Source organism: Streptomyces sannanensis, assembly GCF_039536205.1.
Taxonomy (GTDB): domain Bacteria; phylum Actinomycetota; class Actinomycetes; order Streptomycetales; family Streptomycetaceae; genus Streptomyces; species Streptomyces sannanensis.
The window spans coordinates 831497-855901 of record NZ_BAAAYL010000001.1 but is presented as its reverse complement, the minus strand read 5'-3'; the positions used below and the strand labels follow the sequence as shown (position 1 = coordinate 855901).

At 69.6% G+C, this 24405-nt stretch carries 24 protein-coding genes; 14 read left to right on the top strand and 10 right to left on the bottom strand.

Annotated features, from left to right (window positions below; genetic code table 11):
• Positions 1-32 precede the first annotated feature (32 nt).
• Positions 33-962 carry a helix-turn-helix domain-containing protein gene (locus tag ABD858_RS03780; protein WP_425586149.1) on the bottom strand — a complete coding sequence of 310 codons (930 nt, stop codon included), beginning with the start codon at positions 960-962 and terminating at the stop codon, positions 33-35.
• 125 nt (positions 963-1087) lie between these two features.
• Between ABD858_RS03780 and ABD858_RS03775 the strand changes: the two genes are divergently transcribed.
• The 4 genes from ABD858_RS03775 (at position 1088) to ABD858_RS03760 (ending at position 5326) form a co-directional block, all read left to right on the top strand.
• On the top strand, positions 1088-1669 hold the full coding sequence (locus tag ABD858_RS03775; RefSeq protein ID WP_345034553.1) for a hypothetical protein: 582 nt from the start codon (positions 1088-1090) through the stop codon (positions 1667-1669).
• 461 nt (positions 1670-2130) lie between these two features.
• Positions 2131-2583, top strand: coding sequence for a hypothetical protein (locus tag ABD858_RS03770; RefSeq protein ID WP_345034551.1), 453 nt, complete (start codon positions 2131-2133; stop codon positions 2581-2583).
• Positions 2580-3590, top strand: coding sequence for an NAD(P)H-dependent glycerol-3-phosphate dehydrogenase (locus tag ABD858_RS03765; protein ID WP_345034550.1), 1011 nt, complete (start codon positions 2580-2582; stop codon positions 3588-3590). The genes ABD858_RS03770 and ABD858_RS03765 overlap by 4 nt, the downstream gene beginning before the upstream one ends.
• Positions 3591-3817: 227 nt before the next feature.
• Positions 3818-5326: an alpha/beta hydrolase gene (locus ABD858_RS03760; protein WP_345034547.1), complete on the top strand. Its 1509-nt coding sequence runs from the start codon at positions 3818-3820 to the stop codon at positions 5324-5326.
• Positions 5327-5401: 75 nt separating this feature from the next.
• On the opposite strand, the gene ABD858_RS03755 is transcribed toward ABD858_RS03760, so the two are convergent.
• Complete coding sequence (locus tag ABD858_RS03755; RefSeq protein WP_345034546.1) at positions 5402-5539, bottom strand: hypothetical protein; 138 nt, start codon at positions 5537-5539, stop codon at positions 5402-5404.
• A 32-nt stretch (positions 5540-5571) separates the two neighbouring features.
• Here ABD858_RS03755 and ABD858_RS03750 point away from each other — a divergent pair, with 32 nt between their 5' ends.
• The 3 genes from ABD858_RS03750 to ABD858_RS03740 are packed head-to-tail and all read left to right on the top strand — an operon-like array spanning position 5572 to position 7603.
• Complete coding sequence (locus tag ABD858_RS03750; RefSeq protein WP_345034545.1) at positions 5572-5826, top strand: 2Fe-2S iron-sulfur cluster-binding protein; 255 nt, start codon at positions 5572-5574, stop codon at positions 5824-5826.
• Positions 5827-5885: 59 nt separating this feature from the next.
• Positions 5886-6971, top strand: coding sequence for an S-(hydroxymethyl)mycothiol dehydrogenase (locus tag ABD858_RS03745; protein ID WP_345034544.1), 1086 nt, complete (start codon positions 5886-5888; stop codon positions 6969-6971).
• Positions 6971-7603, top strand: coding sequence for an MBL fold metallo-hydrolase (locus tag ABD858_RS03740; protein ID WP_345034543.1), 633 nt, complete (start codon positions 6971-6973; stop codon positions 7601-7603). Before ABD858_RS03745 ends, ABD858_RS03740 begins: the two co-directional genes overlap by 1 nt.
• A gap of 71 nt (positions 7604-7674) precedes the next feature.
• On the opposite strand, the gene ABD858_RS03735 is transcribed toward ABD858_RS03740, so the two are convergent.
• Together ABD858_RS03735 and ABD858_RS03730 are read right to left on the bottom strand one after the other, a co-directional pair.
• Positions 7675-8163, bottom strand: coding sequence for a glutathione peroxidase (locus tag ABD858_RS03735; protein WP_345034541.1), 489 nt, complete (start codon positions 8161-8163; stop codon positions 7675-7677).
• A gap of 179 nt (positions 8164-8342) precedes the next feature.
• On the bottom strand, positions 8343-9494 hold the full coding sequence (locus ABD858_RS03730) for a carboxylate-amine ligase (protein ID WP_345034540.1): 1152 nt from the start codon (positions 9492-9494) through the stop codon (positions 8343-8345).
• A 133-nt stretch (positions 9495-9627) separates the two neighbouring features.
• Here ABD858_RS03730 and ABD858_RS03725 point away from each other — a divergent pair, with 133 nt between their 5' ends.
• A complete protein-coding gene (locus ABD858_RS03725) occupies positions 9628-10191 on the top strand; it encodes an MDR/zinc-dependent alcohol dehydrogenase-like family protein (RefSeq protein ID WP_345034539.1) in 564 nt (187 codons plus the stop codon).
• Here ABD858_RS03725 and ABD858_RS03720 read toward each other — a convergent pair.
• Both ABD858_RS03720 and ABD858_RS03715 read right to left on the bottom strand, forming a co-directional pair.
• A complete protein-coding gene (locus ABD858_RS03720; RefSeq protein ID WP_345034538.1) occupies positions 10163-12055 on the bottom strand; it encodes a Dyp-type peroxidase in 1893 nt (630 codons plus the stop codon). The two genes, ABD858_RS03725 and ABD858_RS03720, sit on opposite strands and share 29 nt — an antisense overlap.
• A gap of 3 nt (positions 12056-12058) precedes the next feature.
• Positions 12059-13939: a galactose oxidase early set domain-containing protein gene (locus ABD858_RS03715; RefSeq protein WP_345034537.1), complete on the bottom strand. Its 1881-nt coding sequence runs from the start codon at positions 13937-13939 to the stop codon at positions 12059-12061.
• A 545-nt stretch (positions 13940-14484) separates the two neighbouring features.
• Here ABD858_RS03715 and ABD858_RS03710 point away from each other — a divergent pair.
• Positions 14485-17118: a SpoIIE family protein phosphatase gene (locus ABD858_RS03710; RefSeq protein WP_345044253.1), complete on the top strand. Its 2634-nt coding sequence runs from the start codon at positions 14485-14487 to the stop codon at positions 17116-17118.
• 97 nt (positions 17119-17215) lie between these two features.
• Here ABD858_RS03710 and ABD858_RS03705 read toward each other — a convergent pair whose 3' ends face one another.
• The gene (locus ABD858_RS03705) at positions 17216-18040 is read right to left on the bottom strand and encodes a class I SAM-dependent methyltransferase (protein WP_345034535.1); all 825 of its coding nucleotides are present in this window, start codon (positions 18038-18040) and stop codon (positions 17216-17218) included.
• Between the two features lie 46 nt (positions 18041-18086).
• Between ABD858_RS03705 and ABD858_RS03700 the strand changes: the two genes are divergently transcribed.
• The 4 genes from ABD858_RS03700 to ABD858_RS03685 all read left to right on the top strand — a co-directional run bounded on the left by ABD858_RS03700 (position 18087) and on the right by ABD858_RS03685 (position 20092).
• Positions 18087-18296: a DUF6011 domain-containing protein gene (locus ABD858_RS03700; RefSeq protein ID WP_345034533.1), complete on the top strand. Its 210-nt coding sequence runs from the start codon at positions 18087-18089 to the stop codon at positions 18294-18296.
• 240 nt (positions 18297-18536) lie between these two features.
• Positions 18537-19019, top strand: a complete 483-nt coding sequence (locus tag ABD858_RS03695) for a hypothetical protein (RefSeq protein WP_345034531.1) — start codon at positions 18537-18539, stop codon at positions 19017-19019.
• A gap of 49 nt (positions 19020-19068) precedes the next feature.
• Positions 19069-19455 carry a dihydrofolate reductase family protein gene (locus tag ABD858_RS03690; protein ID WP_425586148.1) on the top strand — a complete coding sequence of 129 codons (387 nt, stop codon included), beginning with the start codon at positions 19069-19071 and terminating at the stop codon, positions 19453-19455.
• A 175-nt stretch (positions 19456-19630) separates the two neighbouring features.
• Positions 19631-20092 carry a GNAT family N-acetyltransferase gene (locus ABD858_RS03685; RefSeq protein ID WP_345034530.1) on the top strand — a complete coding sequence of 154 codons (462 nt, stop codon included), beginning with the start codon at positions 19631-19633 and terminating at the stop codon, positions 20090-20092.
• Positions 20093-20280: 188 nt separating this feature from the next.
• Here the strand turns inward: ABD858_RS03685 and ABD858_RS03680 are convergent, their stop codons facing one another.
• Positions 20281-21777 carry an alkaline phosphatase D family protein gene (locus ABD858_RS03680; protein WP_345034528.1) on the bottom strand — a complete coding sequence of 499 codons (1497 nt, stop codon included), beginning with the start codon at positions 21775-21777 and terminating at the stop codon, positions 20281-20283.
• Between the two features lie 360 nt (positions 21778-22137).
• Positions 22138-23361 carry an MFS transporter gene (locus ABD858_RS03675; protein WP_345034526.1) on the bottom strand — a complete coding sequence of 408 codons (1224 nt, stop codon included), beginning with the start codon at positions 23359-23361 and terminating at the stop codon, positions 22138-22140.
• A gap of 326 nt (positions 23362-23687) precedes the next feature.
• Here ABD858_RS03675 and ABD858_RS03670 point away from each other — a divergent pair, with 326 nt between their 5' ends.
• Positions 23688-23897, top strand: coding sequence for a hypothetical protein (locus ABD858_RS03670; protein WP_345034525.1), 210 nt, complete (start codon positions 23688-23690; stop codon positions 23895-23897).
• A 37-nt stretch (positions 23898-23934) separates the two neighbouring features.
• Here the strand turns inward: ABD858_RS03670 and ABD858_RS03665 are convergent, their stop codons facing one another.
• Positions 23935-24396: a DUF6194 family protein gene (locus ABD858_RS03665; RefSeq protein WP_345034524.1), complete on the bottom strand. Its 462-nt coding sequence runs from the start codon at positions 24394-24396 to the stop codon at positions 23935-23937.
• Positions 24397-24405: the final 9 nt, after the last annotated feature.

Below are 24405 nucleotides of genomic sequence, written 5' to 3'. Positions count from 1 at the left end.
TGACCGAGCCCATCCAGTGCAGGCAGCCCGATTCAGGCGGCCGACCGGGCGGTCTGGGTGTCCAGGGCGGCGCAGAGCCAGTCGTGGGCGGCGCCGGGGGTCGGCTCCGGGGGGCCGGAGGGCGGGCTGATCACTTCCGCGGCGAGCTGCCAGTAGAGGTCGATACGGGGGTCCGCGGCGAGCTCGACACCGAGCCGGCGGCGGAAGGCGGGAGTGTCGCGCGTGCCGCGTGCGTGGGCGTGGGCGGAGACGAAGCAGTCGAGAGCCTCGCCCTCGTGCGGTGGCCGCTGGGTCCGCAGATGTGCCGAGGTCAGCGCGTGTGCCTCCGCCAGACCGTCGTAGAGCACGGCCGGGCGGTAGCCCTCGTCGGGCCGGTGTGCCGCGGGCTGGCCGCTGTCGGTGCCGGGGCAGTCGCGGGAGACGAAGGCGTGCAGCCGGGCGAAGGCCAGTACCTGGGCCGGGGTCGGGTCCGCGGGGGGTTGCGGCACCGCTGCTTCGATGACCGCGGAGGCCACCCGGGCGGGGAGCCGTGGGGGCAGCCAGCGCCGCCAGAAGCGGGCCAGCGAGGCCGTGCTGGGCGGGGTGGTGATGGCGCCGATCAGGCGCAGCCGGTCGGGGCGTTCCTCGGTGGTGCAGTCCTGGAGCAGTTGGAGGGCGGCCTCCCGCCAGCGCAGGGCGGCCAGTTGCGAGCCGAGCTCCCGCAACTGCCCCGCGATGACGTCCTCCAGTGCATCCTCCCGGTCGAGGACCCGGCCGATCTCGGGGACCGGCAGGTCGAGGGTGCGCAGGGAGCGGATCATGCGGAGCCGGTCGATCGCCTCGGGGCCGTACCGGCGGTGGCCGCCGGCGCTGCGGGCGGTTTCGGGCAGCAGACCGCGATCGGAGTAGAAGCGGACGGTCTTGACGGTGACGCCCGCAAGCTCGGCGAGCTCTCCGATGCTCAACGTGCCATCACCGGACAAGGCTTGAACCTCCCTCAGAGGGGGATCTGAACATCTTCGTGCCTCCCCATTCTGACGTGGGAGAACAAGTGCCTGTCGGCTGATTTCCGTCAAGTCTTGGGAACCCTGTTGAGTACTCTGCCGGAATGAAGGTCACGGTGGGAAGTTTCTTGGCAGGGTTGGGATTTGGGGCGGCTACCTCGCTCACCAACGCGCTTTCCTCGCCGTACGGGGAGCTCGGAGCCCCCCTTACGGGCACCCTCTGGGCCAAGGTTGCCAGGGTGCTCAGCCTGCTGATGGACGCCGGCTGGTCCTGGGCCGCGCTGGCGGTGGGAATGGGCTGGCTGGCCGGGACGCGTACCCGAGGCTCGCTGGTCGGGGCCTTGGCGCTGATCGGGGCCACGGTGGCGTACTACGTGACGGACGCCTTCGTCTCGGGGGCCGGCACGGATATGGTCGAGTGGTTGGTGGTCGGTCTGCCGTTCGGGTTGGTCCTGGGTGCGGTGGGTGCAGGCATCAGGCGGCCTGGGCTGACCGGCTTGATCGCCGCATTGACGGTTCCTGTGGGAGCTGCGGTGCAGATGGTCGTGCTACCGCCCCGGTCGACCCTCACCATGCCTTCAGCAACTGTTCTCGTCGAGGTCATCGTCTGGACGGCTGCTGCTCTAGGTGCCGGCTGGGGTGTCTACCGTTTCTGGGCCGAGAAGCGTGCGGCCAGGGTCGGATAGTGACCCATAGATGAGACTTCCTGAAATCGGCTCTGGAACCGGCCGGGCTCTCGCCGAGCGGGCGGCGCCAGGGGCTGCCTGTGAGCGTCCGGGTGGATCTCGCGGACGTGGGTGTGGGCCGGGTTGTCAGGGTCGTCAACGAGCTCGTACAGGACCCCCAGGAAGGGGTCTCGCCCGATGTAGCTGTAGTTGTAGCTGCCTGCGCAGCACGGCTCTGACCTGCGGGAACTACAACTACGGAAGGGGACGGGGCGGGGTAGGGGAGGGGAGCAAAGAGGGGTCCGGGAGGTGCCTCAGCCGGACCCCGGTGGACACCCCACGGCCGGGCATCCGGACGGACCCCGACACGAGCACCCCCGCGGCCGCCAGAGCCTCCCTCACATCGGCCGCCATCCAGGTGGTTCCGGTGGCCGCCGACAGTAGGCCGGGGAGGGCCGCGACCTGACGGCTTCGCGCACGGCGTGGTGTGCGTCGATGCCCTCGCCTTCGCCGCGAACCGGGGCAACGCGGTGCGCGAGCTCGGCCGGATCATGGCGCCCGGCGCCCGGCTGGTTCTCACCCAGGCCCTGCGGCAAGGGGCCGAACCCCTGTGGGAGGAGAAGGCCCGCGCCGCCGGGCTCATCGTGGAACATGTCGACGAGCGGCCCGCCGAACCGGCGATGTGTGCACGGCTGTACCGGCTGTGGATCGACCACGCCGAGGAGCTGCGCCGCGAGCTCGGCGACGACCAGGCGGACAACATGCTGCGCGAGGCGAACAAGACGCCGCCCACGCTCCCCGGGCGCCGCGCGGTCCTGTTGACCCTACGCCGCCCTGTGGCAGAGCCTTCGGCGCGTGGCTCAGTCGATACGATGGCCGAGCCCGGCCGACGCTCCGACGACGGCCCCGCGTCCAGCGAGAGGACACCCGAGTGAGCCAGCACCCGGCCCGCGCGGCAGTGTTCTCAGCTGGCTCCTGGGGTACGGCCGCCGCCAAGATCCTTGCCGACGCCGGCACCGCCGTTGTTGCGCATGCCCGCCGCAGCGAGATCGCCGACGCGATCAACACCCGGCATCGCAACCCGGACTATTTCCCGGACGTCGAGCTGCCCTCCTCTCTGACGGCCACCACGGACCCGGCGGCCGCGCTGGACGGTGCCGACTTCCTCGTGCTGTCCATCCCGGCGCAATCGCTGAGGGCCAGCCTCGCCGCGTGGACACGGCACATCGGGCCCGACACGGTGATCGTGTCGCTCATGAAGGGCATCGAGCGGGACACGGGGAAGCGGGCGAGCGAGGTCATCGCTGAGGTGGCCGGCGCGAGCGCGGACCGGGTCGCCGTGCTCTCCGGGCCGAACCTCGCCCGCGAGATCATGGCCGGGCAGCCCGCCGCCGCCACAGTCGCCTGCCTCGACGCGGACGCCGCGCGCCGCTTCCAGGCGGCATGCCACACCGCGTACTTCCGGCCGTACACCAGCACCGACGTGATCGGCTGCGAACTGGGCGGCGCCGTGAAGAACGTCATCGCCCTCGCGACCGGTATCGCGCACGGCATGGGCATGGGCCACAACGCGGCGGCCATGCTCATCACCCGGGGCCTGGCAGAGACGACCCGGCTGGCCACAGCCCTCGGTGCCCACCCGGCGACCCTCGCTGGTCTGTCGGGCCTGGGCGACCTGGTGGCCACCTGCACCTCGCCGCTGTCGCGCAACCGCACGTTCGGCACGCACCTCGGCCAGGGCATGACCGTCGACGAGGCGACCGCCGCCACCCGGCAGACCACCGAGGGAGTCAAGTCGGCTGAGGCGATCCTCGAACTGGCCCGTGCCCACGACGTCGAGATGCCGATCACGGAAATCATCGCCGCACTGCTGCACGACAAGATCAGCATCGAACAGGCCGCTGCCGCGCTGATGCAGCGGCCCCCGAAGCCCGAGCGCTGACCCCCCGGCGCCCCGGTCGCCGGGCCGCCACCCATCACCTTCACCCTCCCCACCCCGGAGGCGCGGGGAGATTCGGGCCAACGCGCTGATTGTTTGCGCTGATCAGAGAGAAACAGGGGGTCAGAAGCGCTACTGGAATCTCCCGTAGGGGGAGTTCCTACCGTACCGGAGAGCGCGGACGGCCTGCGGGGCCGGCGGCGTGGACCGAGGTATGCGAGGAGGCAGTGATGACGGCATTCGTGCTGGTGTCGGGCACGTACACCGGCGGCTGGATATGGCGGGACGTGGCCGCCCGTCTGCGGGAGTCGGGGGCCGAGGCGTTTCCGGTGACGCTCACCGGCATGGGTAACCGCCGCCATCTGGCGGGTCCCGAAACGGATCTGGAGACCCACATCGAGGATGTGGTGCAGCTGATCGACCATGTGGACGCACCGGAGGTGGTGATCGTCGGCCACTGCTACGGCATCCACCCCGTGCTCGGCGCCGCCGAGCGGCGCCCGGACCGGATCGCCCGGATCGTCCATCTGGACGCGGGCATGCCGCAGGACGGCGACGCGGCCGTGGCACTCGTGCCCGACGAGGCGGTTCGCGAGCGGCTGCTGCGCCCGGACGGGCCGGACGAGGACGACTGGCGGATTCTCCCGCCGCCGGTGGACGAGTGGCAGCGCTGGGGCAGCACCATCGGCATCCCCGCGGACGCGCTGGCACGGCTGGACCGGCTTGCCGCGCCGCAGCCGTCGGGCACGCTCACCCAGCCGCTCCGCCTGTCCGGGGCGTTGTCCGGGCTGCCGACGAACGGCGTCTTCTGCACCGCCAACGGGATGAGCATCTCCATGCTCGAGACCCTGGTGGCCGCGGGGCCGCCGCACCTCCAGGCGCTCGCCGAGCCGCAAGTGAGCTTCTTCGAACTCGAAACCGGGCACTGGCCGATGCTCTCCACCCCCGACGAGCTGGCCGAGGTGCTGCTCCGCGCCGCCGCGGGGGAGGGGCACCGGGTGACCGCGAAGAAGAGCGAGCAGCCCGCCCGTCTTCTGCCCTTCCTCATGGACGTACCGGAGCGGCCTCGTGAGCGGGTGGGACACGTCGACCTCCACCTGCCGGATGCCGACGGCCCCCGGCCGGCGGTGGTGTTCGTACACGGCGGCCCTATTTCCCGCGATGCGCGGCCCACGCCGAGGGACTCGCCCTTCTACACCGCCTACGGCCGGTACGCGGCGAGCCTGGGAGCGGTCGGCGTGACGCTGGATCACCGGTTGTACGGTCTCGCCGACTACGGGCGTGCCGCCGAGGACCTCGTCGAGGCCGTCGGACTCGTACGGGCCGACCCGCGCGTGGACGGGGAACGCGTCGCCCTGTGGTTCTTCTCCGGCGGAGGGCTGCTGTCGGCGAACTGGCTTGCAGCGCCGCCGTCGTGGCTGCGGTGTGTGGCGGCGAACTACCCGATGCTGGCGCCGCTGCCGGGCTGGCACATGGTGGAATCCCGGTTCTGCCCCGCGGCCGCGGTGAGCAGCGCGGGCCGACTGCCGATCGTGCTGACCCGGGCGGGGCTGGAGGGCGCGGAGATCGCGGCGACGGTCGAGGAGTTCCTGACCGCGGCCGGGGACTGCAAGGCCGATGTCGAGGTGGTCGACGTACCGCACGGCCACCACGGGTTCGAGATGATCGACCACACCGAGGAGTCGCGCGGCGCCGTGGAGCGCGCGATGCGATCCGTGCTGGGGCACCTGCGGAGCTGAGGCGTCCCTCGACGCGACGATGCGACGGGTGCCGTGCCGCCGCGCTGTGCGGCGGCACGGTACTCCGTACGTCGGTCAGGTCGGGAGCTGCGCCTCGATCGCGGCGACGACTCCGGCCGCCTCGGGTTCGGTGCGTGGCCCGGAGCCGCTGTTCGCCGCCGTCGAGGAGCGGTGCCGGGTCTGGCTGCCGCTTTGCCGCGCAACCGCGGGCATCCGCCGGCCCCGGCGAGGCCCGGGAGTTCGATGTGGTGCCGCAGCGGGCCGGGCACAGCATCACGGTCCCGCCCGGCCGGACCGTACTGGAGGCGCTGGAGGACAACGCGATCGAGGCGCCGAGCTCCTGCCGGGAGGGCACCGGCGGCACGTGCGAGCCCAAGGTCGTCGAAGGAATCCCGGACCACTGTGACAGCCTCCTGTCGGAGGAGGAGCGGGCGGCGGATGACACGATGATGATCTGCGTCGGCCGGGCACGATGTGCGCGGCCGGTGCTTGATCTGTGAGGGGCGCCGAAACCATGGTGCCTCGGGAACGACTTGAGTAGTGGGAGAGGTTGTCCGCCATGGTGCAGCAGGTACGAGGTGTGGTCGCGCACGGCAAGGGCGAGCCGGTACGGATCGAGACGATCCTGGTGCCCGACCCGGGGCCGGGCGAGGCCGTGGTGAAGGTGCAGGCGTGCGGTGTGTGTCACACCGATCTGCACTACCGGGAGGGCGGCATCAACGACGAGTTCCCGTTCCTTCTGGGTCATGAGGCGGCGGGCGTCGTGGAATCCGTGGGAGAGGGTGTCACCGAGGTGGCGCCGGGAGACTTCGTGATCCTCAACTGGCGTGCGGTGTGCGGTCAGTGCCGTGCCTGTCGGCGTGGGCGCCCCTGGTACTGCTTCAACACCCACAACGCCAAGCAGAAGATGACCCTGGCGGACGGCACCGAGCTCACTCCCGCCCTGGGCATCGGCGCCTTCGCCGAGAAGACGCTGGTCGCTGCCGGTCAGTGCACCAAGATCGACCCGGCCGCCTCCCCGGCCGCCGCCGGGCTGCTGGGCTGCGGTGTGATGGCCGGCCTGGGCGCGGCCATCAACACGGGGAACGTGGGCCGCGGCGACTCGGTCGCGGTGATCGGATGCGGCGGTGTGGGCGGCGCGGCACTGATGGGTTCGCGCCTGGCGGGCGCCGGCCGGATCATCGCCGTCGACGTGGACGAACGCAAGCTGGAGACCGCGCGGAAGCTGGGTGCCACCCACACCGTCAATTCCCGGGCCACCGATGCGGTCGAAGCGATCCGGGAGCTGACCGACGGCTTCGGCGCCGATGTCGTCATCGACGCGGTGGGCCGCCCCGAGACGTACGGGCAGGCGTTCCACGCCCGTGACCTGGCGGGCACGGTGGTGCTGGTCGGCGTCCCCACCCCGGAGATGCGCCTCGAACTGCCGCTGCTGGACGTGTTCGGCCGCGGCGGTGCCCTCAAGTCGTCCTGGTACGGAGACTGTCTGCCCTCCCGCGACTTCCCCATGCTCATCGACCTCTATCTGCAGGGCCGTCTGGACCTGGACGCGTTCGTCACCGAGAAGATCGCGCTCGACGATGTCGAGGAGTCCTTCGCCCGGATGCAGACGGGCGATGTGCTGCGTTCGGTGGTGGAGTTCTGATGGCGGACACCCGTATCGAGAACCTGGTCACCTCCGGCACGTTCTCGCTGGACGGTGGTACCTGGGACGTGGACAACAACGTCTGGATCGTCGGGGACGACAACGAGGTGGTGGTGATCGACGCCGCCCACGACGCCGACGCCATCGCCCGCGCGGTCGGCGACCGCCGTCTGGTGGCCATCGTGTGCACCCATGCGCACAACGACCACATCGACGCCGCGCCCGCACTGGCCGATCTCACCGGGGCGCCGGTCCTTCTCCACCCGGAGGACCTGCCGCTGTGGCGGCAGACCCACCCCGACCGGCTGCCGGACGGGGAGCTCGCCGACGGGCAGGTTCTGACGGTGGCGGGCACCGGACTGACGGTGCTGCACACTCCCGGGCACGCCCCGGGTGCGGTCTGCGTCCATGCGCCGGACCTGGACACCGTGTTCACCGGCGACACCCTCTTCGCCGGCGGCCCCGGCGCCACCGGCCGGTCGTTCTCGCACTTCCCCACGATCATCGACTCGATCAGGAAGAAACTGCTCACTCTGCCGCCCGGGACGGTGGTCCGCACCGGCCACGGCGATGCCTCCACCATCGGAACCGAGGCGCCCCACCTTCAGGAGTGGATCGACCGGGGCCACTGAGGTTTCTCGGCAGTTACGTTCTCATGGGTGCCGTGCCGCGCTGTGCGGCGGCACGGCACTCCGTGCGCAGGTCAGGCCGGAAGCTGCGCCTCGATCGCGGCGACGACCTCGGCCGCCTCGGGCTCGGTGCGCGGGCGGAAGCGGGCGATCGGCTCGCCGTCGGCGGAGAGCAGGAACTTCTCGAAGTTCCACTGGACGTCCCCGGCCTCGCCCTCCGCGTCGGCCAGCTTCGTCAGCTCCGCGTACAGCGGGTGCCGGCCCTCGCCGTTGACGTCGGTCTTCTCCAGGAGGGGGAAGGTGACGCCGTAGGTCGTCGAGCAGAAGGTCTGGATCTCCTCGCCGGTGCCCGGCTCCTGGCCCAGGAACTGGTTGCAGGGGACGCCCAGCACGGTGAAGCCGCGCTCGCCGTACTGCTGCTGCAGCCGTTCCAGGCCGGCGTACTGCGGAGTCAGACCGCACTTCGAGGCGACGTTCACCACCAGCACCGCCTTGCCCTTGTGCTCGGCCAGCGAGGTGGGCTCGCCGGAGAGAGTGCGCAGCGGGATGTCGTACAGGCTCATGGGGGTCTCCTCCTCGTCACCGGCCGGCAGCTCGCGCGGCCACCCGCTGATCGTACGCAGCGGGCGGCCGCGACCAGTGGCGTGCTTCCCGGGACTGTCCGATGTCGTGGGGTCCCGGCGGTACGGCTTGCCGGCTGCCGTCCTGCACGGCCGCCTTTCCGATCTTCGGTCGTGACGCCTCAGACAACCAGCAGATCCACGACGTCGCGCAGATCGCCGCGTCGCCGGAACGCCGCGCGCTGCCGGTCGGCGCCGCAGCCGAGCTTCCGCTGGCGCTGCCACAGGTCCCGGACGAGCGGCAGGTCACCCGCCGCCTCCAGGCCGGGCGTCGCGCGGAGCACGAGCCGGTCGACCAGTTCGACGGCCGGCCGTGGGCGGCCGTCGACGGGGTCGATGCCCGATCCCCGCAGGCCGTCCCGGGCCGCCCTCCAGTGGGCGGCCCGCAGCACCGGGTCGAGGACGTCGGGCGCGGGCTCGCCGCGCCGGATGCCGGCGAGAAGCACGGTGGCCAGGGCGCGTGTCAGGCCGGAGAGCAGGAGCACCGTGTCCGGGTCGGCGTTGACGTCCGCGACCCGGACCTCCACGGTCGGGAAGTGTTCCGAGGGGCGGGCGTACCAGTAGACCATCCGGCGGTCCAGCATCATGCCGGAGTCGACCATCGCGTCCAGCAGCGCGTCGTACGCCGCGGCATCGGCGAGCAGGGGCGCGGGGCCGGTGCCCGGCCACTGCGCCCAGCGCATCGTCCGCCAGCTCGCATAGCCGCTGTCCCGGCCGCCGTGGAACGGCGAGTTGGCGGAGAGCGCCTGCAGTGCCGGCAGCCAGGGGCGCAGATGGTTGCAGAGCTGTACGGCTTCCGCCCGGTCGGCCACCCCGATGTGGACATGGCAGCCGCAGACGCCGGCACCTCCGTCCCCGGTGACGAGCGGCCCGTACTCGGCCGCCATCCGCAGATAGCGGGCCTTGTCGGTGATCTCCAGCGGACCGCCGGGAGGGACGACCGCCGTGCCGGCCGCCACAGCGCGGCAGCCCGCCTGGGCGGCGGCCGCCGCGAGGCCCGCGCGCAGGTTCCGCAGTTCCTGGGCCAGGCCGTCCAGGGTGGCGACGGGGCTGGTGCGCGTCTCCACGACCGACGGGAAGATCTCGGCCTCGATCCGGTCACCGAGGTGGTCCCGCGCGGCTTTGATGACGACCGGCGCGCAGGGGACCACGGCCCGCGTCCGGAGGTCGGTGAGCAGGAACTCCTCCTCGACACCGAGGGTGGGCACGCCGTCGGGGGGCAGAGCGGGCCGACCGCCCGAAGTACCGACGTGCCGTAACGTCGCACCGTCCATCGCGCCAACTCCTTGTGCAGGCAGGTGTGGTGGCGGAACGTTCCGGGGCTGTGAAGCTACCCGCCGGTGCGGTCGTGCTAATCGAACACCCGGTGCTCTGCACAGAGTTTCGGACAACTCGCTCAATGGGGGAGTGACACCGGTACGCGGCCGGGGCGCGACGGGTGCTTCACCGCCTCGTGGTGTCGAGCACGACCTGGCAGACCGTGCCGGAACGCCCGGGAACGATGAATTCGACGGCCTCCACATCCGCGTTGAGCAGGACCAGGAGGCGCTGGGACGGCGGGTCTGGTGCTCGTACGCCCAGAGCTACCGGTCCTTCGGTACAGCCGCCCAGTACACCACCGTGCCCGCGCACTGCGTCGGACCGCTCCCGGACGCGGTCGACGACCGGCAGGGCGCCCGCCTGGGCATTCCCGGAATCACCGCGTACCGTGCGGTCTTCGCCGACGGGCCGGTCGCCGGACGCACGGTCCTGGTCGCCGTGGGCCGCGGCTCCGTGGGGCGCGCGGCCGTCGCCCTGGCCCGGCGTGGCGGGGAGGGCGGCCCGGGTCGGCGTGGCGATGACCGCTGCTCGTCCTCACCGGAACCGTGTCATCACGACAGCGGTGAGCGAGCCATGACCGGAAGAGGCACGGCTCGGCACGAGCCATGCCCCTTCCGCGGGATCAATGCGCTGTGGAGGTCTGCCAGATGAGCATGCCGTTCGCGGCGTAAATCGCCACGTTGCCGTCCTCCTGGACGGACAGCCTGGAGCCAGGGTTTCCCTTGGTCCCGGATTTCCAGATCGGCTGGTTCCTGTTGTCGAAGAGGACGAGGTCGCCGTCCTCCTGGAAGGTCATCCGGTCGGCACCGGTGCCCGCGGTGCCGGACTCCCAGCGCTGCTGGTTCTTCTCGTCGAGGACGACCAGGTTTCCGTCCGCCCGCATGACCAGCTTGGCCTTGCCCGCGTCGACCGTGTTGTTGCCCCCCGACCCGGCGGCGTTGAGCGTGAAGGGGGCCTTGAGGTCACGGGTACCTCCGGGCTTCTCCTCCTCGATCAGGCTGCCGGCAGCGAGACGGTCGAGGGTGGACATGGAGGGCATGAAGGCGTAGACGGCGCCTTCTGTCCGTACGAACTGCTTGAAGTCGAGTTCGCAGCCGTTGAACCGGACGGTGGTGTCCCGGCCCACGTCGGCGTCGGCGCCGACCAGCGGGTCCTTGCCGGGGTTCTGCCGGGGCGGGAAGTCCTCCTCGTTGATCCAGTCCTTCTGGATGAACTCGAACTGTTTCACCAGGTCGGACTGGTAGCAGATGAAGAGCAGACCGCGCTGGGCGTCCGGTCCGTTGCTCTCGCCGCCGGCCGGGTCGAAGGGCTGGCCGTACGGGATTCCGCGCCGCATGATCCGGATGCCGTCGAGGACCTCTTTCTCCGGGACGAACTGCCCGCCGACGAAGAGACCGTCACGGGGGTTGGTCTTGCGGAGGTGGGACCACAGGGGCGTGATCTCGCCCTGGGGGTCGTTGCGGAAGCTGATGTCGTTGTCCTTCGACGCCTCCGCGTCGGATGGCGGGTCGAACTGGGGACACTTGTGCACCGGGGTGCCGGAGCGCCAGCGTCCCACCACGCGGGCGGCCAGCCACTCCCGCGTGGTGTCGGGGGGGACGGCCTTCTCCGCCTTCAATTCCTGCAGTCGCTCGTGGATCTGGCTCCACCACCCGGGAACGTCCTGGGCGAGGCGCCTGATCACCTGGAAGGAACCGTTCTTCGCCCAGTCGGGCAGGTCCGTGGGGTTTCCGCCGACCCGTGGCTCGCCGACGACGAACTCGCCTGCCGGAACGATACGTGTGCCGGGGTGCCCCTTGACCTGATCGGGATTGTCGGGGTTGGGCTCGTCGAAGCCCTTCACCCCGGGTTCGCTGATCCCGTCCTTGAAGCCGAAGTGCTCCTTGCCCCTGCGGCTGCCCTCCAGGGTCGCCCCGTCCTGCTCGAAGACGATCACGATCTTGTGCCTGGCGGCTTCCACCCGTTCCTGGCCCAGCGCGCTGCGCAGGTCCTTCACCTGGTCGGCGGCGACGGTGAGCACGGCGTGAACGGGCTGGTCCTTGCTGTTGCCGAAGAGCCAGCTCTCGGGCGAGTTCTCCCCCGTGTCACCGAGCATCTTGGCCCGGTCCAGGTGCGCGGGCCCCTGGGCGAACGCTTCCTGTGTGCTCCCGGGCGGGATGACGGGGAACGGGTCCTTGTTGCCGTTGAGGAGCTTCATGCCCCGGTAGGTGAAGCTCACGCTCCGCCACAGGGCGTTGAGCTCGTCCGGGTCGTCACCGCCCGAGTATCTCCGCGCCCTGCTGAACTCGGAGTTGAAGACGGCCACCTGTCTGGTCGTGGCGATCCGGGGCCGCAGCCGCTTGAGCCAGGTACGTGCCAGCATCTCGTCCTCGAACCTGAGGAAGAGCAGCTGCATATGGTCCTTCTTGAACCCGGCCAGGATGTCGCCCTGGATCTCGGTGTTCTGCCGCAGCGGCAGGCCGGTTCCGGTCTCTGTCTGTTTCTGTGTCTGCGTCTGTGAGTAGGTGTCAGGCACGATTCACCCCTTGGGTGCGAAGGAGACCCACTTCGCGATGCTCGGGATGCCCTCCTCGTCGAGGAGGAACAGCATGTAGTAGCCGGGCGGGGCCGAGGCCGCGGTCGGCGGTGCCTGGAGTTCGATGGTGTTGCCGCTGCGGCTCCTGATCCGCAGCTCCACATGGCGCTGGCTGGTGTTCACCGAGTGCGTGGCCGTGGTGGGTGCCAGCAGGACGGCGCGCTTCACCGTGTCGGGGGTCGAGGTGGTCACCTGGAACTTCGCGTCGTACCCGATCGGGTCGGCCGGGGCCGAGGTGAGCGTGGGGCGGTCGCTGTTGTACAGGTAGGCCGGCTCGTAGATCTCGATGGTGCCGTTGATGTCGTCCGTGATGTCACGGTCGTTGGCGATCTGCTGCAGCTCATCGCCGGTGATCATGATCCTGCCGTCGGGCAGGACCACCGCGTTGGAGTGATAGCCGCGCGGCAGCCGCTGCACCGGGCCGAGCTTCCAGTCGCCGTCCGCGTTGCGCAGTTCGATCTGCCGGTACTTGAGGTCGGCGTTGGGGTTCAGCACACCGTTGCCGTAGTCGCGGATGTCGAAGGCGCCGTTGACGGTGAGCAGGTTGCCGTCGGGCAGGATCAGGGTGTCGTCCTGGGTACGGCCGAAGGCCCGGGGCTGGGCGGTCTTCCACTTGCCCCCGGAGAGCTGGTAGGTGTTCGGGTCGTCGCGGTCCCCGCCGAGGACCAGGACGGAGTCCGGGCCCCGGAAGCCGCCGGGCAGTGCCACCGCGGAGCCGTAGTTGCGGTCCTTCTTGTCGATCCGGCCCGGCAGGTCCGTACGGGTCTCGGTGACGGGGTCGAACAGCCACTGCTGGTCGTAGCTGCGGCCGAGGCCGTAGATCTTGCCGTCGCGCAGCGAGAACAGATGCGGGTAGTCCCGCTTGAACGGGGCCTCCGCCTTGAGGACGTCCGCCTTCACGAATCTGGGGATGTCGCCCTTGCTCAGCGGGACCGGGCGGGCCTTCTCCGGGAAGCGTTCAATGATGGGTGTGGGAGTGCCCCAGCCCAGCTCGGACTGCCCGGACATGATGATCTGCCGGCCGTCGGCGCCGGTGACCACGCTCGGGTACCAGCGGCCGACCACCAGGTCCTCGTTCATCGCCCAGGTCTCGGTCCACGGGTCGAAGACGAGTGACAGCTTCGCACCGGTCCCCCCATTGCCGCCGAGGTTGCCGCCGAACACCCCGAGCATGCCGTTGGGCAGGAACGAGTGGCCGGAGCAGAAGAACGGCGCGGGCCGGGACACGTTCAGGCCGTCCGGCATGTTGACCGAGGGCGGTGTGACCTTCTTGAACGCGGACGGGCCGGTTCCCTTGGCCGGGTCCCACAGATAGGCGCGCCCGGCGTTCTCCTTGCCGATGACCTGGGTGGGCGCGGGCTCCTTCGTGGGGTTGGTCTCGATCCGTTCGAAGGAGAACAGCAGCACCTTGCCCGTGGGCAGCAGCGCGATGTGGTCGCCGAAGTCGGGCGAGTCGAAGTACTCCTTGAACGCGCCGTACTCCGTCTTGTCGAAGCTCGCGTTGGTCTTGGCCTGGGACTCGGTCAGTGCCTTGAGACGTGCCGTGCGGGTGGTCTGCGGATAGTCGTCGACAAGGGACTGAGCGGCCTTGCGGAGCATGGCGTGGGCGTCGGCGTGCTCCTGCCCGAGGATCTCGGCCTCACCGGGCAGGACGTTTGCCTTTGCCTCCTGGTGGGAGTGGGAGCCGGAGCCGTCGGGCACCTCATGCGCGACCGAAGGAGCGGCGGAGAACAGGGCTGCGGTGGTGGCGGCGACGGCGACGGCACAGGCGGTGGACACCAGGGGCGGTCGCCCGGTGTGGCTTCTGCGGAAGGTGGAGGACATGGGGGCTCCTCGCCGGGGGGACAGGGGAACTCGAGAAAGCAGTGACGGAGGCATATTTATGTCACTGACCGTGACATGTAATCACACTGTGCAACCGCATGAGGAGGTGTGAGCCTCTCATGACCCCCTTCGGCGCAACCGTTCCCTGCGCGACGCTGCACCGAACTGGTGGTGACCCCCGAGCGTCGCCGCGCTCGGCGTCGGCCTGAGCCGGGACCCGGGTGCGCACCGCATCGGACTCCTGTGTTCCGGGCAGCCGAAGATCCAGCAGTACGAGCTCCGGGGCGAGTTCCGCGATGTCGCGGGCGGCCGCCTCGACGGCGCAGGCGTGCCCGCACACGCACAGGCCCCTGTCGGTGCCTTGTCAGCATGCGGGCCGAGGCCGTAACCGGGCGTGTCACCGCCGCTGCACCTCGCCGATCGGATAGTGCTAGAAAAGGGATATGGTCGGAGATTCTGACCGATCCCCGAGTCCACTCACCGGTCGTCGGCTGCGGTCTCTGTTCAGTGTGCGTACCGTCGCCGGTCAGGTGCTCATTCTGCAGATGGCCCTTGCCGTACTGCTGATCTTCGCCACCCTGGTGGGGCTGGTGCTGCAGGCCCGGCACGAGATTGTTCGGGACGCGCGCAACCAGACGCTTGCCGTCGCCACGGCGTTCGCGAGCGCACCGGGGACCGCAGCGGCGATGACCAGCGCCCATCCGACCGCCGTGCTCGAGCCGCGGGTCTTGGCGGCGCAGAAGGCGTCCGGCGTCGATGCCGTCGTTGCCTTTTCCCCGTCCGGGATCCGCTACGCCCACCCCGACCCGAGGCTGATAGGGAAACACCTCGTCGGCGCCGTGCCGAAGCTCGACAAGCCCATTACGGAGACCACCAACACATCCGTGGGGCCCTCTGTGATCACGGTGGCCCCCGTCACCACGGCCGACGGCAAGGTCGTCGGCGGGGTGGGGGCCGGGATCAAGGTCGGGAACGTCAACGACGTGCTGTACCAACGGCTGCCGGTCCTCCTGATCGCGTCCGGCGTCGCGGTCGTCCTGGCCACGAGCAGCGCCGCTCTGGTGAGCCGGCGGCTGCGGCGCCAGACCCACGGCCTGGGCCCCGCAGCGGTGACCCGCATGTACGAGCACCACGACGCGGTCCTGCACTCCGTCCGGGAAGGCGTCCTCATCGTCGGAGGAGACGGTCGGCTGCTGCTGGCCAACGACGAGGCGCGCCGACTGGTGGAGCTGCCGCCGGACGCGGAGCAGCGCCACGTCACCGAGCTGGGCCTGGACACGGGGCTGGCCGAGCTTCTGACGTCGGGCCGGGCGGCCACCGACGAGGTCTGTCCGGCCGGGGATCGTCTGCTGGGGGTCAACGTACGGCCCACGGAGGGTGAGGGAGGACCTCTGGGCTGTGTGGCGACGCTGCGGGACGCCACCGAACTGCGCGCCCTGTCGGACAGGGCCGAGACGGCGCGGACCCGTCTGCAGCTGCTGTACGACGCCGGGGTGCGGATCGGCACCACCCTGAATGTCGTACGCACCGCGGAGGAGCTGGCGCAGGTCGTGGTGGGACGGTTCGCCGACTTCGTCAGCGTCGAGCTGCTGGACCCCGTGCTGCACGGTGGGGAACCGTCGGGTACGGCGGGCATGCACCGCACCGCTCTCCGCGGGGTCGGCCCGGACCCGCCCCTCTACCCGGTGGGCACGCCACTCACCTGGCTGCCGAGCACGCCGATGGCCGCAGGTCTGGCCGCCGGCCACGCGGTGCTCGAACCCGACCTGGCCGGTGCACCGGGCTGGCGGGCCCAGGACCCCGCACTGACCGCGAAGATCCTGGAATACGGGTTCCACTCGCTGATCACCGCACCGCTGCAGGCGCGGGGCGTGACCCTGGGGATGGTCAACTACTGGCGTGCGCAGACCCCCGAGCCGTTCGGGGAGGAGGACGTCTCCTTCGCCGAGGAGCTGGCCGGACGTGCCGCGGTCAGCATCGACAACGCCCGCCGCTACACCCGCGAACACACCATGGCCGTCACCCTCCAGCGCAGCCTCCTGCCCCGCGGCCTGCCCGAGCAGAGCGCCCTGGACGTCGCCTACCGCTACCTGCCGGCACAGGCCGGCGTGGGCGGCGACTGGTTCGACGTGATCCCCCTCCCCGGGGCCCGGGTCGCCCTCGTCGTCGGCGATGTGGTCGGCCAGGGCCTGCATGCCGCCGCCACCATGGGCCGCCTGCGCACCGCCGTCCACAACTTCTCCGGCCTCGACCTGCCCCCGGACGAACTCCTCGCGCACCTCGACGAACTGGTCACCGGCATCGATCAGGAAGAAGCAGGCGGCGACAACGGCAGCAGCGTCACCGGGGCCACCTGTCTGTACGCCATCTACGACTCCGTGGCCGGCCTCTGCACCGTGGCGCGGGCCGGTCACCCGGGACCCGCGCTCATCCGTCCCGACGGCAGCGTGGACTTCCCCGAGGTCCCCGCCTCGCCGCCCCTGGGCCTGGGAGGGGGGCCCTTCGAGACCGCCGAGCTGCGCCTGCCCGAAGGCAGCGGCCTGGTCCTGTTCACCGACGGCCTCGTACGGGACCGGGGCCGCGACATCGACACCGGACTCGACCTCCTGCGCGCAGCGCTGGCCGGGCGCGCAGACGGCACCCCGGAGGAGCTGTGCCAGGCCGTCGTCGACACCGTGCTACCCGCCCGCCCCAGCGACGACATCGCCCTGCTGGTCGCCCGCACCCGCCTGCTCGACCCCGCCCAGGTCGTCGGCTGGGACGTGCCCTCCGACCCGGCCGCGGTCGCCCCGGTGCGCGCCGCATGCGGCCGGCAGCTGGAGGTGTGGGGGCTGGACGAGATCGGCTTCGCCACCGAACTGATCCTCAGTGAGCTGATCACCAACGCGATCCGCTACGGCACCGAGCCGATCCGCGTACGGATGATGCACGACCGCACCCTGATCTGCGAGGTGTCCGACAGCAGCAGCACCTCACCCCACATGCGCCGGGCGGCCACCACGGACGAGGGCGGACGCGGACTGTTTCTGGTCGCCCGCTTCGCCTCGCGCTGGGGCACCCGCTACACCTCCGGCGGCAAGGTCATCTGGACCGAACAGGCCCTCCATAACGGCGCGGGAGAACCCGGCGCGGACCTGGGCGACATCCTCCTCGGCGAATGGGACGACGTGGCGCTGTGACGCGGGCGCGTGTGCTGCGCCCTTTGCCAGGTCCACGCCGCCTGAACAAGGCTCACGCCTGAAGCTCGGCCGGCCCACGGCCGCTCTCTCGACGGAATCACCTCAGTCGCGATGTCGCTATGTGCGCCTTCATGGCGCATGCGATGGTGCCGTCCGACCGCGCTTCCGTTCGAGCCTCGGCGGCGAACCTCGCACGCAACGTTCCGATGGTTCGTGCGTCGAGCGGCCCGAGGTCGTACAGACCCGACACGGTCTCCCACACCTGCTCGATCGAGCCGCTGAGATCGATCCGGACGGTGTCCCACCCGACCGGCATGAATCCGGCCGGCCCGAGGACCGCGTCGAGCCCGTCGCGGTCCCGCGTGCGCCTGTCGCCCAGCGTGGGTATCCGCTGCCCGGGAGGAACCGCTTCGACAACGGGCCTGAGCAGCCGGAGGAACAGCTCGTACGCCTCGCCTCCGACGGCCCCGCCCCCCAGTGCGACGGCCAGCACACCACCGGGTCTCAGTACCCGGGCCACCTCCGCAGCGACCTGCTCGACGTCGCTCATCAGCATCAACGCCATGTGGGAGACGCACGCGTCGAAACTTCCGTCGGTGAACGGAAGGTCCTGCGCCCTTGCCTCCAGCAACGCCGCATCGGCCAACAAAGGCCGCCGACGGGCCAGTTCCAGCTCGGCGGGCGACAGATCCACTCCGGCTACCTCGCGCTCGTCGGACTCGGACCCGGCCAGGAGTTCCAGCAACAGGCCATCGCCACAGCCGAGATCCAGAACACGACGGCGTCCATGGACCCGGTCCCGCAGGATCTCGTAGCTGGAGCGGCCGTCGGCGGCCCGGCCGCGTGCCATGAAACGCGATGTCACCGCCGGGTGTTGGGCATGAAAGCCACGCAGGAAGGCCTCTTGGGCTGTCGCCGTCATGGGAAGCGACTCTACGGCGGGCCGGCCCGCCTGGTAGACACATCAGGTGCAGCTATTCGAATCCGAGGAAGAGCCATCCCCGCCTGCGGGCCGCCGCCCGGTCTGGTGTCGCCTCTGCGGCCGCCCGCTCACCGGCGCCGCCTCCCGCCGTACCGGCCTCGGCCCGGGGTGCGACGCCAAGCTGCACCCGGCCCCGCAGCCGGACATCAGGACCCGCCGTCACGAGGTCGAACAGGACCCTCTTCCCGGAACGTGACCGCCGGCCCTGATCCGATGTGCGCAGCGCCAGAGAAAAAGTCAGCCAATCAGGTTTATTGGTCAATCGGGTTTAGGTGAGAAGGCTTACGGATTCCCGTCCCCTGTCACCTCCGGCTCGTTATGTTGCTCCGGGTTTGCGGGGGAGATCGTGACCGTCATGCCCGAGCACGGCCCGGTCCCGGTGCGGGACCGGGATTCCGGATCGCCGCATGTGCGGCGGGGAGGAGCTGGAATGCAGATGACCAAGAGGCCGGCGAGCCGTCGCCTTCTTTCCGCGGTGGGCACGCTTGCCGTGTCCGCTGCGACCATGCTGGCCGGCGGAGGCGCGGCCAGTGCGGCCCCGGCTTCCGCGAGTGCGACGGTGGGGATTCAGGATGCGACGCTGGGCCGGACCTGCGTCGGACCGGCCCTCAACCGAAAGCTCGCCTTCACCATCACCTCGACGACCGGTGTACCGGCCGGCAGCACCTGGAAGTTCACCGTCAGCATCACCAGTTGGATGGGCCTCCAGGTCAGCTCGGACTCGAGCTACGTCCCGAGCGCGTCGGGCACCACGCAGCAGGTCGACCTGTCCGCTCCGAGCGGCATACCGGCCGGAGTCACGGTCACCCTGACGCCGACCAACTACCTTGTGCCCGTCTCCGGCTCGAACACCCTGACGCTGTCCGGCTACGGCGGCTCGACCAGCGTGTCGCTCAACAACAGCAACCGTCCCTGCTGACGGAGCTGATGCCGGCACCGAATCCGGGAGCCACGGCGCGTCGCATGCCGTGGCCCCCACGGTCACGCTTAGCTACCCGCGCGATGAGAGCTTCGCCAAGTGGCTCGTCGACACCGACAAGGTGGTCCTCTCCTCCATCCTCGGCGAGGCGCTGTGGGAGCGGACCACGATCGTCGACAAGCCGACCGCCGAGGTGGTCGTCGACCTCAAGGCGACCGAAGGCGGTGACATTCTCGTGCTCTCCAGCGTGAGCATCATCAAGGCGCTGCTGGCGGCCGACAAGGTCGACCGGCTGGCGCTCACGACCTTTCCGGTCTTTCTCGGTGGTGGGCCGCGGCTTTTCGACGACGACCTGCCCACGGGGCAGTGGACGCTCGTCAGCCAGGCCGTAGGCGAACACGGCGCGCTGGCTCTCGTCTACGACCGAGCCCGCTGAGCCGGCCGGTCAGCACACTCAGCCGGCGAGGTGGCCGACCCCGACAGGTTGAGAGACGGGCCAGCGAATCGGCCGGCTCAGGGAGCCGCCGAGGGACGGCCGGCCGGGAGGTACAGGCGGAGTCCGGGGCCAATTCGCTTGCACCGGCACCGTCCATCTGCGAAGGTCCCGCGCTGTGAACAGTGACGAGCTCGTCCTCCGACGTGCGGTCGACTCCGACGCAGCCGATGTCGCCGACGTATGGCTGCGTTCCTTCGCCGCCGCCCTGCCGACCGTGCGCCGCGCGCACACCGACCAGGAGGTGCGGGACTGGTTCTCGTACGTGGTCGTGCCGAAGTACGAGACCTGGGTGGCGACCGCGGAGGACCGCGTGGTCGGACTCCTGGTGCTCGACGGCGAAGAGCTGGAACAGCTCTACCTCGATCCGTCGTGGCGCGGCCGGGGGCTGGGCGACCGTTTCGTGGCCCTGGCCAAGCAACAGCGGCCGGGAGGCCTGAAGTTGTGGACGTTCCAGGTCAACGAACCGGCACAACGGTTCTACGAGCGGCATGGGTTCACCGAGGCTGAGCGCACGGACGGCCGGAACAACGAGGAACGCGAGCCGGACGTCCGTTACGTCTGGCAGCCACAGGCGTAGGTCCGTCGTTGCGGCGTGCGGTGACGCTCAGAGCTCGAGGAGCGCGCCCAGGTCGAGTGCGCGCCCGCATGGTCCGGCATCCGCAGGGGGCCACTGACCGCTCGCGACAGGCGAGGCCGAGGGCGCGGCCGGCGCACGGCCGCCGCGCCCCCGTACCTCACACTTTGCGCCTCAAGGGCCCTTGCAGGCTAGGCGAGTTGGATGCCCGGCTTCCCGGCCTCGATGTGGAAGTGCTGTGCGTCCCAGATCGGGGCGTTGGGCCGCGTGATGTACTGGACGTCACGCTGGGTGCTGGACACGCCCTGTGGTGTGATCACGGAGCGGATGTATCCACGGTAGCCATCGACATACTTCACCCAGGGATTCTTCAGCCATCCGTCCTTCGTGGACTGACTTCCAGGTCCGTCACCCGTCGACGTTATGGACGTCACGATGAACTCGGAGCCCACAATCGGGCTGTCGGCGCGCGGAATCTCGAGCAGCGAATCCTGGGCGATGGTCCAGTGCATGTCGCCGGACAGAATGATCGGGCTGACGTTCTGGTCGTAGTACGCCTTGTAGATGCGGTTTCGCGTAGGGCTGTTCGTCGTCACGCCACCCAACTGCTGGCCTTGGGCAAGGAAATTCCACGTCGTGTCGTACGCCTTGATACCGTCGAGCAGCCACTTCTCCTGGACGTCCCCGATCCTCGACACCACGGGGTCGTTGTCAGCGATTCTGTACTGACGGCTGTCGAGCATGTCGAACTGGACCAGATCACCGACCGCGAAGCGGCGGTAGATGCGCATCTCAGGGCCGACGGGCGCGGGAAGCCGTGTGGGGATGTTCTCCCACCACGCTTTGTACCCGGCTGCCCTGCGCTCCAACTGGCTCGGCCACTGATTGGCACCACCGGCGTAGTCGTTGCTGACCTCGTGGTCGTCGCAGACGATGGCCCATGGATACGCGGCGTGCGCGGCCTGCAGGCCCTTGTCCGTCTTGTAGAGGGAGTAGCGCAGCCGGTACTGGTCGAGGGTCTTGCACTGGGCGCGGATCTCGTCCGTGATGGGAGCGCCGTTGCGCGGCGCGGCAGCCGTGATCGCGCCTTCGTAGATGTAGTCGCCCAGGTGAAATGCCAGATCCAGGTCGTCCTCGGCCATGTACTCCAGCGGCGTGAAATAGCCGGTTGCCCAGTTCTGGCAGGAGGCATGGCTGATCGTGAATTTCTCGACATGCGCGCCGGGCGCGGGCAGCGTGCGCGTACGGCCGACCGGGCTCAGCTCGGAGCCGCAGCGGAAGCGGTAGTAGTACCAACGGTCAGGGGCGAGTCCCTGGACGTCGACGTGCACGGAGTGGTTGTGCTCGGGCAGCGCGAACGTCTGACCCTCGCGGACGATCCGACTGAACTTCTCGTCGTCCGCCACCTGCCAGTGAACAGGGAACTTTTTCTGCGGCATACCGGATCCGATCGCCAACGGCTCCGGGGCAAGGCGTGTCCACAGGATCACCGAGTCGGCCAACGGATCACCTGAAGCGACGCCGAGTGCGAACGGATACGAACTGAACCTGCCGATCGTCTCGGTCGCGGCAGCGGCGGGAACGGCTCCCCCGACAACGGAGGCGACCGCGGCGGCACCCGACAGCATCAAAAAGTTACGGCGGTTGGCCTTGGTGGGAGTTGAGTGCGCCGAGCTTTGATCTGGCATGGTCAGAGTTCTCTTTCTTCTGAGCGAGGCGTGGGGGTGGGGTGGGGCCCGGGTGGCTCCAGGCAGTGTGAGGCTACTGATCTCGACCACCGTCCCCATGACCATGAGAGTCGAGGAAGTTAAGCTGAAATGAACGTCAAACAGCGGCTATCAGAGCCCGATGTCCTCATGGCTGCCACCGCGATACGTCGGCAAGGACTCCATCCGAACGTGACGTCGGCTCTGTCACGGGTGACGTGTCGACGAAGGCATCGACGCCCGGCTTGAACAAACGCGCAGAGCACTCCGCTCGTAGGGCCGGGGTGTTGAGGGCTGAGACCGCGTCAATTGTCGGTGCAACCGGCCACCAGCCGGTGTCATTCATGTGCTGGTCTTCTCGACACTGACGGAACGGGCACGGACCACGAACGGCCGGGAGCCGACCGTGATGGCGATGGAGACTGCGGCCAGGGCGGTGACCGCGGCGCCGGGGGTGAGGTGCTGGGCGACCCCGCCGGCGATCGCGGCCCCGATGCCCTGCCACGTCATCCGGCCGGCGGACTCGACGCCCTGGACCTGGCCGCGGACGGGATCGGGGGTCAGCGCGAGAAGCTGCTCCTGGAGAGGCAGGGTGGCGGCAAAACCGGCACTGGCAATGAACACCGCGGCCGTCACCACCAGCATGGGCGGGTGGACTGCGAACAGCAGGTAAGGGACAGCGAGCAGCAGCCGCAGAGCGAACGCGTAACGGCGTCGCTGGTCAGCGGTGAGCAGTCGCCCGACAGTCAGGTCCCCGAGCAGTATGCCCGCCGATCCGGCGGCCAGGAGGGCGCCGGCGTGATCCGGAGCGTAGGAGATGAACAGAGCCTCGCAGCCGACGATCAGGCCGTTGGGGACCCACAGGTTCAACAGCAGCGCCCGTTGGCCGGAGTGGGAGAAGAGTGCGACGTTCGTCGTCCAGGTCTGACGCAGTCCGGGGCGACGGGTCAGACGGATCGAGTGTTCCCGGATGGTCGTCGCCACCACGACCAACCCGAGTCCGGTCAGGGCCGCGGCGATGATGAAGACTTCTTGCGGGTTCACGTACCGCAGCAGCATGGCGCCGATGGCGTAGCCGAGGATCGCCATGCCACCCGAGGTGATGTTCATCAGCGAACGGGCCAGCGCATACGCGGAGGTCGGAACGACTTCGGCGAGCAGCCCCATCCGCGTGCCGGTCCCCAGGGACTGGAAGAACCCCAGCACCAGCAGCAGACCGAACCGGGCAGCCAGGGGCAACCCTGGGATCGCCTGCGCAGCGACACCCACCAGCGACACGCACTGGAGCGCGACGAGCGTCCGTCGGGGACGGCTCCCGTCCGCGACCGACATCAGCGTCAACGCGCCGAGCACCGTCGCGAACGTGGCGCCGTACATACTCACGGCGGTCAGAAACGGGGACCCGGTCTGGTGGTTGACCAGCGTGCCGAGCGCGAAGCCCGACAAGGTGCTCGCGGCGACCGTCAGTGTGAAGCTCGCGTACAAGCCCGCGAACTCACGGTTGCGGAGCAGGGCACGGTAGCTGGTGGTGGGGTGTGTGGTAGGTGAGGATGTGTCAGAAGGCATGAAAAAAGCCTCCGGACGCTCGCACTGGGGGCGCCGAAGGCAACGCGATGATTATAGCAGCCGTTCAGGACCCCCGCCGCTCGTCCGCATCCCATCGGCCGCGCCGGCAGCGGCATTACGGATCATCTGGGTGCGCCAGGACCGGCCGGGCCGGGTCCGGCCGCGAGGGCCGGCAGACTCCCGCAGGCGAGTTCCTCGGTCACTTCGAACGCCGCCGGGTCGCCCTGGGCGACTGCGGCCGAGCCTACGGGACCGGTTGCGTCCATGAGCACGGTTGCCTCAGATGCAGTCTCCTGCGGCCTGACCCGGCTCAGCGCGACCGGATCGTGCAGATCCGCGACAACCTGCTCGACCGAATCGCGGAAGCCGAACGCGAGGGCTGGCGCGGCGAGGTCGAGGGTCTCAAGGTCAGCCTCGCCGGAGCGGAGCAAAAGCTCGCCCAGGTCGACGAGCGGTCCACTGTCGATCTCGGCCTGCCGACCTTCCACGAAGTCGCCGGCCGCACGGTCGCCGCCGGCGAGCGGTCAAGGGCCTGAACCGGGGCATAGTGAAGATCAGAGAAGTGCCCGGCCATTACCCAGTACGTCGCTCATAGCGCGAACGTGCGAGGTGATAGGCATTGCGGAGCAGGTCGCAGGTTGCCGTATCGGTCCGCTGGCCCGGATTCACCACCGCGAGCCAGCCCACGGAGCCGTAGACGGGGTGTGCCATCACGGCATCGGTGACGCTGGGGTCGTCGTCGATGGCCGGTTCGCGCGGCGCGTGGCCGGTCCGGTCGACGAAGGCTTCCTTCCCAGCGGCGATATTGACGCGGAACGTGTCCGGGCGGTCCAGGCGCGATCTCTCGTCGCCTGGGTAGTTCTTCGTCACGATCGTCGCGAACGGTTGAGTCGTTTTCGGCGCGACACCGTCAGGAGAGTAGTAGAAGAACGTATCCCCCCAACTGATCTCTGGTGAGCCGTCGTCGGGTCCCGGCCTGACGGCCAGGACTCCATCGAGGTCCTGCATGAAGTCGATGATCTCGTCGATGGTCATGTTCTCAAG